Origin of the sequence: Christensenella sp., assembly GCF_034927525.1 — a bacterium.
GTDB lineage: Bacteria > Bacillota > Clostridia > Christensenellales > Christensenellaceae > Christensenella.
This window is the reverse complement of sequence record NZ_JAYFPU010000262.1, coordinates 1-7,731: the sequence shown is the minus strand read 5'-3', so window position 1 is coordinate 7,731 and position 7,731 is coordinate 1. Positions and strand designations below refer to the sequence as shown.

At 49.8% G+C, this 7,731-nt stretch carries 8 protein-coding genes; all 8 read left to right on the top strand.

Annotated elements, in window-relative coordinates; all coding sequences use genetic code 11:
* Window positions 1-645 (top strand): preprotein translocase subunit SecD (locus tag VB081_RS10770; RefSeq protein WP_323400817.1); only part of this gene is annotated, 645 nt, incomplete at its 5' end.
* A complete protein-coding gene (secF, locus tag VB081_RS10765) occupies window positions 645-1,595 on the top strand; it encodes a protein translocase subunit SecF (RefSeq protein WP_323400816.1) in 951 nt (316 codons plus the stop codon). The genes VB081_RS10770 and secF, both read left to right, overlap by 1 nt.
* Window positions 1,596-1,651: 56 nt before the next feature.
* Entirely contained in the window at window positions 1,652-3,661 is a 2,010-nt protein-coding gene (gene recJ / locus VB081_RS10760) for a single-stranded-DNA-specific exonuclease RecJ (RefSeq protein WP_323400815.1), read from the top strand.
* Between the two features lie 15 nt (window positions 3,662-3,676).
* Window positions 3,677-4,189, top strand: a complete 513-nt coding sequence (locus VB081_RS10755; RefSeq protein ID WP_323400814.1) for an adenine phosphoribosyltransferase — start codon at window positions 3,677-3,679, stop codon at window positions 4,187-4,189.
* Window positions 4,190-4,211: 22 nt separating this feature from the next.
* Window positions 4,212-6,356, top strand: a complete 2,145-nt coding sequence (locus VB081_RS10750) for a RelA/SpoT family protein (RefSeq protein ID WP_323400813.1) — start codon at window positions 4,212-4,214, stop codon at window positions 6,354-6,356.
* 4 nt (window positions 6,357-6,360) lie between these two features.
* Entirely contained in the window at window positions 6,361-6,810 is a 450-nt protein-coding gene (gene dtd / locus VB081_RS10745) for a D-aminoacyl-tRNA deacylase (RefSeq protein ID WP_323400812.1), read from the top strand.
* Between the two features lie 3 nt (window positions 6,811-6,813).
* Window positions 6,814-7,443, top strand: coding sequence for an MBL fold metallo-hydrolase (locus VB081_RS10740; protein WP_323400811.1), 630 nt, complete (start codon window positions 6,814-6,816; stop codon window positions 7,441-7,443).
* A 3-nt stretch (window positions 7,444-7,446) separates the two neighbouring features.
* Window positions 7,447-7,731, top strand: a 285-nt coding sequence (locus tag VB081_RS10735) for a hypothetical protein (protein WP_323400810.1), incomplete at its 3' end; no start/stop codon positions are given.

Here is a 7,731-nt window from a genome sequence, read left to right as displayed (position 1 = left end):
CTGCAGATCGAAAGTGGCGCGCTGCCTCTTGATTTGAAAGAAATCGAAGTGCGCTCCATGAGCGCGACACTCGGCGTAGGCGCTTTGCAGAACAGCATTCAGGCGGGGCTTATTGGTCTTTGCATCCTGTTCATTTTCATGCTGATCATATACCGCATACCGGGACTTGTAGCGTGTATGGCGCTGGCTGTTTACGTATGTTTTGTCATGCTGCTCTTGGGAAGTGTGCCGGGGGTGCAGCTGACCTTGCCGGGGATAGCCGGTATCATTTTAGGTATCGGTATGGCGGTAGATGCAAATGTAATTATCTTTGAGAGGTTCAAGGAAGAATTCCGTACGGGAAAAACATTGCGGACCTCGGTGGACGCGGGCTTTAAGAAAGCTTTTATCACGATTTTGGACTCCAACGTTACAACGCTGATCTGCGCGATCGTACTTGCGGTCTTCGGCGCGGGTACATTAAAGAGTTTTGCCTATACGCTGATCATCAGTATCATCGTATCGATGATCTCTGCGCTCCTGATCACAAGAGGTATTTTGAAGATGTTTGTCAATCTGAACATCAAAAACCCGAACGTCTTTATGGCTAAGGCGAAGGAGATTCGCGCCGCGGCCAAGGCGAAAAAGGAAGGGGGTGCTGCGTAATGTTTACAAAGAACCTTAAGTGGTTTGTATTACTGCCCATTGCGATCATTGTGATTGGCGTGATCTTCGGCGCTCTCAATGGCGGCCTCAACCTTGGAATAGACTTCACGGGCGGCAATATTACAACAGTCGAATTTGGTGGCGATTTCGATACGGACGTTGTGAAGCAGGCGCTTGATAAGAATGGCATGGGCGATTCGCCCATCGTACAGACGGGTGATAATTTTACGCAGGCACAGATACGTATGAGACTGTTGCCGGATGAAGAAGAACAGGCGAATACAAATTCAGCTATTATTGCAGATATTCAGGAGACTTACCCGGATGCAACGATCGCGTCTGTTGATCGGGTCGGCGGTGTGACAAGTTCGGAGCTGATCCGTAATGCGATATTGGCGGTAGCAGTAGCGTGTGCGTTGATGCTCATATACATCTGGATCAGGTTTGAACTGTATAACGGGATCAGTGCTGTTGTGACGCTCATACATGACGTTGCGATCATGATCGCGGTGGTATGTATTTTGCGGATACAGATCAATAGTGCGTTCATTGCGGCCTGCCTGACGATCATCGGTTACGCGATCAACAATACGATCGTCGTCTTTGACCGTGTCAGGGATAACCTAAAGGTAATGGGGTTAAAGCAACATACGCGCAGCGACATTGCGAATATCAGCATCAAGGAGACGTTGACCAGAACGATCAATACGTCGATCACGACGCTGATCATGATCCTTGCACTTTACATTTTTGGGGTAGAGGCGATCAAGGAATTTGCGCTGCCGATCATTATCGGCTTGCTTGCCGGCGTATATTCGTCCGTGCTGATCTCTGCTCCGTTGTGGGCGCTGATGGCGGACAAGTTCGATAAAAAGAAAAAGGCGCAGAATAAGACGGGAAGCAAGAAAAAAGCGCAGCAAAAATCCAAAAAGAAAACGGTAAAAGCATAATAAGGAAAAGACCTTCTTAAAACAAGGAGGTCTTTTTTGAAAACAAGGGTTTATGGATGAAATATGTTTTGAAGCAAAAACCGCAGATAAGCGACGATCGCTCATTGATCGTGGAGCTGAGTAAAGAACTCGGTATTTCGCAGATGACAGCGCGGCTTTTGTGCGCCCGCGGGATCGTGACTGTAGAAGCGGCGCGCTTGTTTCTGAATCCGGATGTTTCTCAGCTGAATGATCCGTTTTTGTTCCGCGATATGCGCGACGTGGTCAGCATGATAAAGCATACGATTGCTGTAAAGGGTAAAATATGCGTTTATGGCGACTATGACGCAGATGGGACATCTGCGTGCGCTATCTTGTATCAGGTGCTGAAAAAAATGCAGGCAAAGGTAGAATGCTTTTTGCCTGACCGTATGGAGCACGGTTATGGGCTTTCCATTGAGAGCATAGAGAAGCTTAAGGGTACAGAGCTGCTTTTGACTGTGGATTGCGGAATCACCAATGTTGCGGAGATCGCGCGGGCCAGAGAGCTTGGCATGAAGACCATAGTGACGGACCACCATGAATGTCCGCCTGTTTTGCCGAAAGCGGATTTCATTATCAATCCCAAATGTCCGGAGGAAACATATCCATACCACGACCTTTGCGGCGCTGGGGTGGCTTTTAAGATCGCGCAGGCACTGCTTGGCAAAGATGCGCTCGCTTATATCGATCTTGCGGCACTGGCGACTATTGCGGACATTGTTCCGCTGCAGGGCGAAAACCGTGCGATCGTGGCGCTGGGATTAAAAAAGATCAACAGCGACCCAAATCCGGGGATCGCGGCGCTGGCGGCGCTGGCTTGTCCCAAGCGCAATGAGATTGATGCACAGACCGTCTCGTTTGTTTTAGCGCCGCGCATCAATGCTGCCGGCAGGATATCGACGGCGCGCATCGCATTTGAATTATTGAGCGATACCAATGAAAGCAAATTGGAACAGCTTGCAAAACAGCTGTGCGAATTGAATACGGATCGCCAGAAACGGCAGGAGAAGGTCGTGAACGAAGCCATCGAAATGGTAGGCGACGCAAAAGACGGAAAAATCATCCTGCTCTATCGAAAAGACTGGGACATCGGTATCGTTGGTCTTGCGGCGTCGAAGGTTTCGGAGGCATTTGTGCGGCCGACAGTATTGCTGGGCGGTACGGAAACAGACGGTGTATTTACCGGCTCTGCACGCAGCATAGACGGTGTGAATATTTATGAAGCGCTCAAGTCGCAAGCGCAATTTTACGAGAAATTTGGCGGGCATTCGGGAGCGGCAGGGCTGACGATCAAGGAAGATAATCTTAAGCAGCTTGCGTCGCGCCTGAATTCCTATATGAATGAGCATTATGAAGACGACGTGTTCCGGCCGGTCAAATATTACGATATGGAAGTGAAAACCGGCGACATCGGCAATAAGCTGATCGAAGAATTTGACCGCTTGCGGCCGTTTGGGCATAAAAACGAACAAGTTGAGGTGTTGGTCAAAAGGGCTTCTATACGGGATATTCGTCCGATTGGGGAGGATAAGCACGCGAAGTTTCGTATTGAAGAAAACAAGCGTTCTGTGAACGGCGTTGTATTCGGTATGCAGGCGGCGGACGTTCCGTCGGTGGCGGATGTGGTCGGCGTACTCAATGTGAATTCGTTCGATAATAAGCCGCAAATGATCGTCAATACTTTCTCCTTTGACGAGACCTTAAAGCAGCAATATGATAAAGCAAAGCGGTATATCGAGACCTGCGCGTCGCCGTCGGATGTAGACAAGGAAATATATTTTTGCGAGCGTGAAACGCTCTTGCAGGTATATGTGATATTAAAAGGGGTCAGCGACCAGAAAATATCATTTTTGGATGAAGGTGCGATGGTCGCCTTCCTGAAAAAATATGTTGATGGTCTTAGCGCGAGTAAGATTGCCTTTGGGACGCTGGTGCTTAGCCAGATTGGATTGCTAGAAATACAAAAAAGTGATAGAATACACATTATGATCAAAAACGGAAAGCGTGATCTTTTGGAAAGCGCGATCTATCAGAAATTTTCTTGAGAGGGAGAACCACCAATGGATCTGAAAACAAAAATTAGAGATATTATGAATTTCCCGGAGCCGGGCGTCATTTTTAGGGATATCACCACCTTGGTCAAAGACCCGGATGCGTTTGCCTATGTAACAGATACGTTCACAGAGCGCGTGAAGGATGAAAATATCGATATGATCGTGGTGCTGGATGCGCGTGGCTTTTTGTTTGGCGCTCCTGTTGCGTATAAGCTGAGAAAAGGGATCGTACCCGTCAGAAAAGCGGGGAAGCTGCCTTCAGACGCTTTCCATGTGGAATATCATCTGGAATATGGTACGGATAAATTTGAAATGCACACGGATGCGATCGCTCCGGGGATGCGTGTGGCGATTTTTGACGATCTGCTCGCGACGGGCGGCACGGCAAAGGCGGCGTGTGACCTAGTGGAGATGGCGGGCGCGGAAGTGACCTCGCTCAATTTTGTGATCGAGCTTACAGACCTTGGCGGACGCGACGTTCTCAAGGGCTATAACGTATATTCTCAGGTGCAGTACTGAGAAAGAAAAAGGGGAAGTTTGGGTGTCGGACTATTATCAGGACTTTATAAGACGGCATAAACTGGAATATGACGCGGGCGTTGAGAAAGCGTTTGCTATGGCGGAAAAGGCGCACGAAGGGCAGCTCCGCCATTCTGGCGAGCCCTTTTTTACCCATCCCCTGGCCGTCGCCGACATCATTGCTGATTTGGGATTGGACAATACGACGATCATCGCTGGGATATTGCACGACGCGGTGGAAGATACGCTGCTGACGATCGATGAGATCGAGCAGGAGTTTAACCCCGAGATCGCAAAGCTTGTTGATGGCGTGACCAAGCTCAAAAATTACGATTTTAAGACGCGCGAAGAACAGCAGTGGGAAAGCCTGCGCAAGATGTTCCTTGCGATGGCTTCCGATATCCGCGTGGTCATTATCAAGCTGGCCGACCGCCTGCACAATATGCGGACGCTAAAATACCAGTCCGAAAATAAACAGATCGAAAAAGCGACGGAAACGCTGGAAATTTATGCGCCTCTGGCACACCGTTTAGGTATCAGCGCGATCAAGTGGGAGCTTGAAGACCTGTCGCTGAAATTTCTGCATCCGGATGATTACTTTGAGATCGCCAACAAGATCGCTTCTACGCGTGTGGAGCGCGAAAAGCAGATCAACTCCGTCATTGCCAAGCTGGAAGACAAGCTTGTGGAAATGAAAATCAAAGCGGAGATCGAAGGCCGGCCCAAGCATATCTACAGCATCTATAAAAAGATGAAAAACAAAAACAAGGTCTTTGAAGAGGTATATGACCTGATCGCGATCCGCATCATTGTTTCGAGCGTCAAGGACTGCTATGGCGTTCTGGGGCTTGTGCATACGATGTGGAAGCCAATACCGCTGCGCTTTAAGGATTATATTGCCGTGCCAAAGCAAAATATGTACCAGTCGCTCCATACGACGCTTTTGGGGGACGACGGCAAACCGTTTGAGGTACAGATCAGGACGTACGACATGCACCGCACGGCAGAATATGGTATTGCCGCGCACTGGAAGTACAAGGAAGGCGCGAAGGGCGGCAGCGATATCGACGCAAAGCTTTCGTGGCTGCGGGAGCTGATGGAATGGCAGAACGACATGAAGGACTCCAAGGAATTTATGGAGACCTTGAAGGTCGATATTTTTGCGGACAACGTATTTGTCTTTACACCGAAAGGGGATGTAAAGGATTTTGTGAACGGCTCTACGCCGCTTGATTTTGCTTACAGCATCCACAGCGCTATCGGCAACAAGTGCGTTGGTGCAAAGGCAAACGGTAAGCTGGTAACGCTTGACTATAAGATGCGTACAGGCGACATCATTGAAATTATGACGTCAAATACAGCGACGCCCAGCAGGGATTGGCTGAAATTTGTCAAAACGACGCAGGCACGCAGCAAGATCAAACAGTGGTTCAAAAAGCAGCTTAAGGAAGAAAACATCGTCAAGGGACGTGAAATGCTGGAAAAGGAAGCCAAGCGGCAGGGGTACCAGCTGCACGAGCTTCTTAACAACGATTGGCTGAGTGTGCTTTATAAGCGTTTTACGCTCAATTCCTTAGACGATATGTTTGCGACGATCGGATATGGTTCCATCACGGTCAACCAGATACTGCTTAAGCTGATCGAGCAATACAAGATCGCCAAAAACATCGATACGGGCAGCGACGAGCTAAAGATCGTCAAACGCACAGGCAAGGGTTCGGAGGGCGATATCACAGTCAAGGGCAGTACGGGACTCGCGGTGCGCTTTGCGAAATGCTGTAACCCGGTGCCAGGGGATGATATCATCGGTTATATCACGCGCGGGCGCGGCGTATGCGTACATACGAAGGACTGTAAGAATCTAAAGGAAATGAGCGTGGACAAAGACCGGCTGATCGACGTTGCGTGGGTGGCAGACCAGACCGCGACCTATAACGTTGAGGTGCAGATCGTGGCAAATGACAGGCCGGGGCTGATGGTGGAGATATCGCAAGCGATGTACAATGCCAACAAGGATATTACCGCGATCAACGCGCATTCTGCCAAAAACGGCATGGCGAACATCTCGCTTCGGTCGAACATCACCTCGGTGGACGACCTAAACGACCTGATCAACAAGCTGCGGAATTTGAAGGGCGTAAAAGACGTGTTCCGCGTCAATTATTAGAGATATGAGAGCAGTCGTACAGCGTGTAAAAAATGCTTCCGTTACAGTGGAGGGCAATACCATCAGCAGCATCGGTGCAGGCTTGCTGGTGCTTGTTGGAATAAGCGGCGACGATACGCGCAGGGACATGGAATATATTGCGGACAAGTGTCTGAATCTGCGGATATTTGAGGATGCAAATGACGTGATGAACTTGTCGCTTAGGGATATCGGAGGGGAGCTGTTGCTCGTTTCGCAGTTTACGCTTTACGGTGATGCGCGCAAGGGAAGAAGGCCGAGCTATATCCATGCTGCGCCGCCGGACGCTGCGCGGGATATGTTTGCGGAGTGTGTCGAAGTGTTCCGTGGAAAATGGGAAAAAATACAGACAGGACAGTTTCAGGCTACGATGGACGTGTTTCTTGTGAACGACGGGCCGGTGACGATCCTACTTGACAGCAAAAAGGAATTTTGAGTGATGTTGATTGAAGCGGTTATTACAGGACGCGAAAGCGGGTTGTTTGAAAATTGTTATATCGTGCGCGCGGATGGCGCGGATGAAGCGGTTGTTATCGATCCGGGCGAGGGCGCACAGGAGATCATAAGGCAGCTTGACAAGCTTGGACTTGGTGTTTCGCATATCCTGCTGACGCATGGGCATGCGGATCATATTGCGGCGACGGATGAGCTGCGGGACAAATACGGCGCGAAGGTCGCGATCCATGAAAAGGACGCGGACATGCTTGGCATACCATCGCGGAATTTATCTGCGTTTTTGGGACGGGAGTGTAAGCTTGCTCCGGCGGATATTTTGCTTCCGGACGGGGATACGATCGATGCGGCAGGGCTTTCCTTCCGGGTGCTGCACACACCGGGGCATACGCGCGGCGGGGTTTGCTATCTTGTGGATGACGTGATCTTTTCCGGGGACACGCTCTTTGCAGGCTCGATCGGGCGGACGGATTTTCCGGGCAGCGACTGGAATGAAATGGCGCAATCCCTTGCGTTGTTAAAAGGGATGGAGCGGGATTATGCTGTTTATCCGGGACACGGCGAAGCGACGACACTGGAGCGGGAAAAACACAGCAATCCGTTCATGCAGGGATAACTTATGTTTTCCTTATATACGAACACACCTGAATTTTACAATGACATTTGCGACGAAATTCGTCTTTTTGTAAACGAAAAAAAGATTCCGCTTGTGGAAAAGGACGGAATGGATGCCGGACATTTGCTACGTCATTTTTTGTGGCGCGATGAAAACGGCTGGCACGGCAGGGCGGCGTATTACATTGACGGCGAATTGAAGCAGGAAGCGAATGTGGCGCCGGACTTTTCAGACGATGGAAAACAAGTAGACGTGACACAGGATACGCTGTTGGCAAAGAAGCTAAGG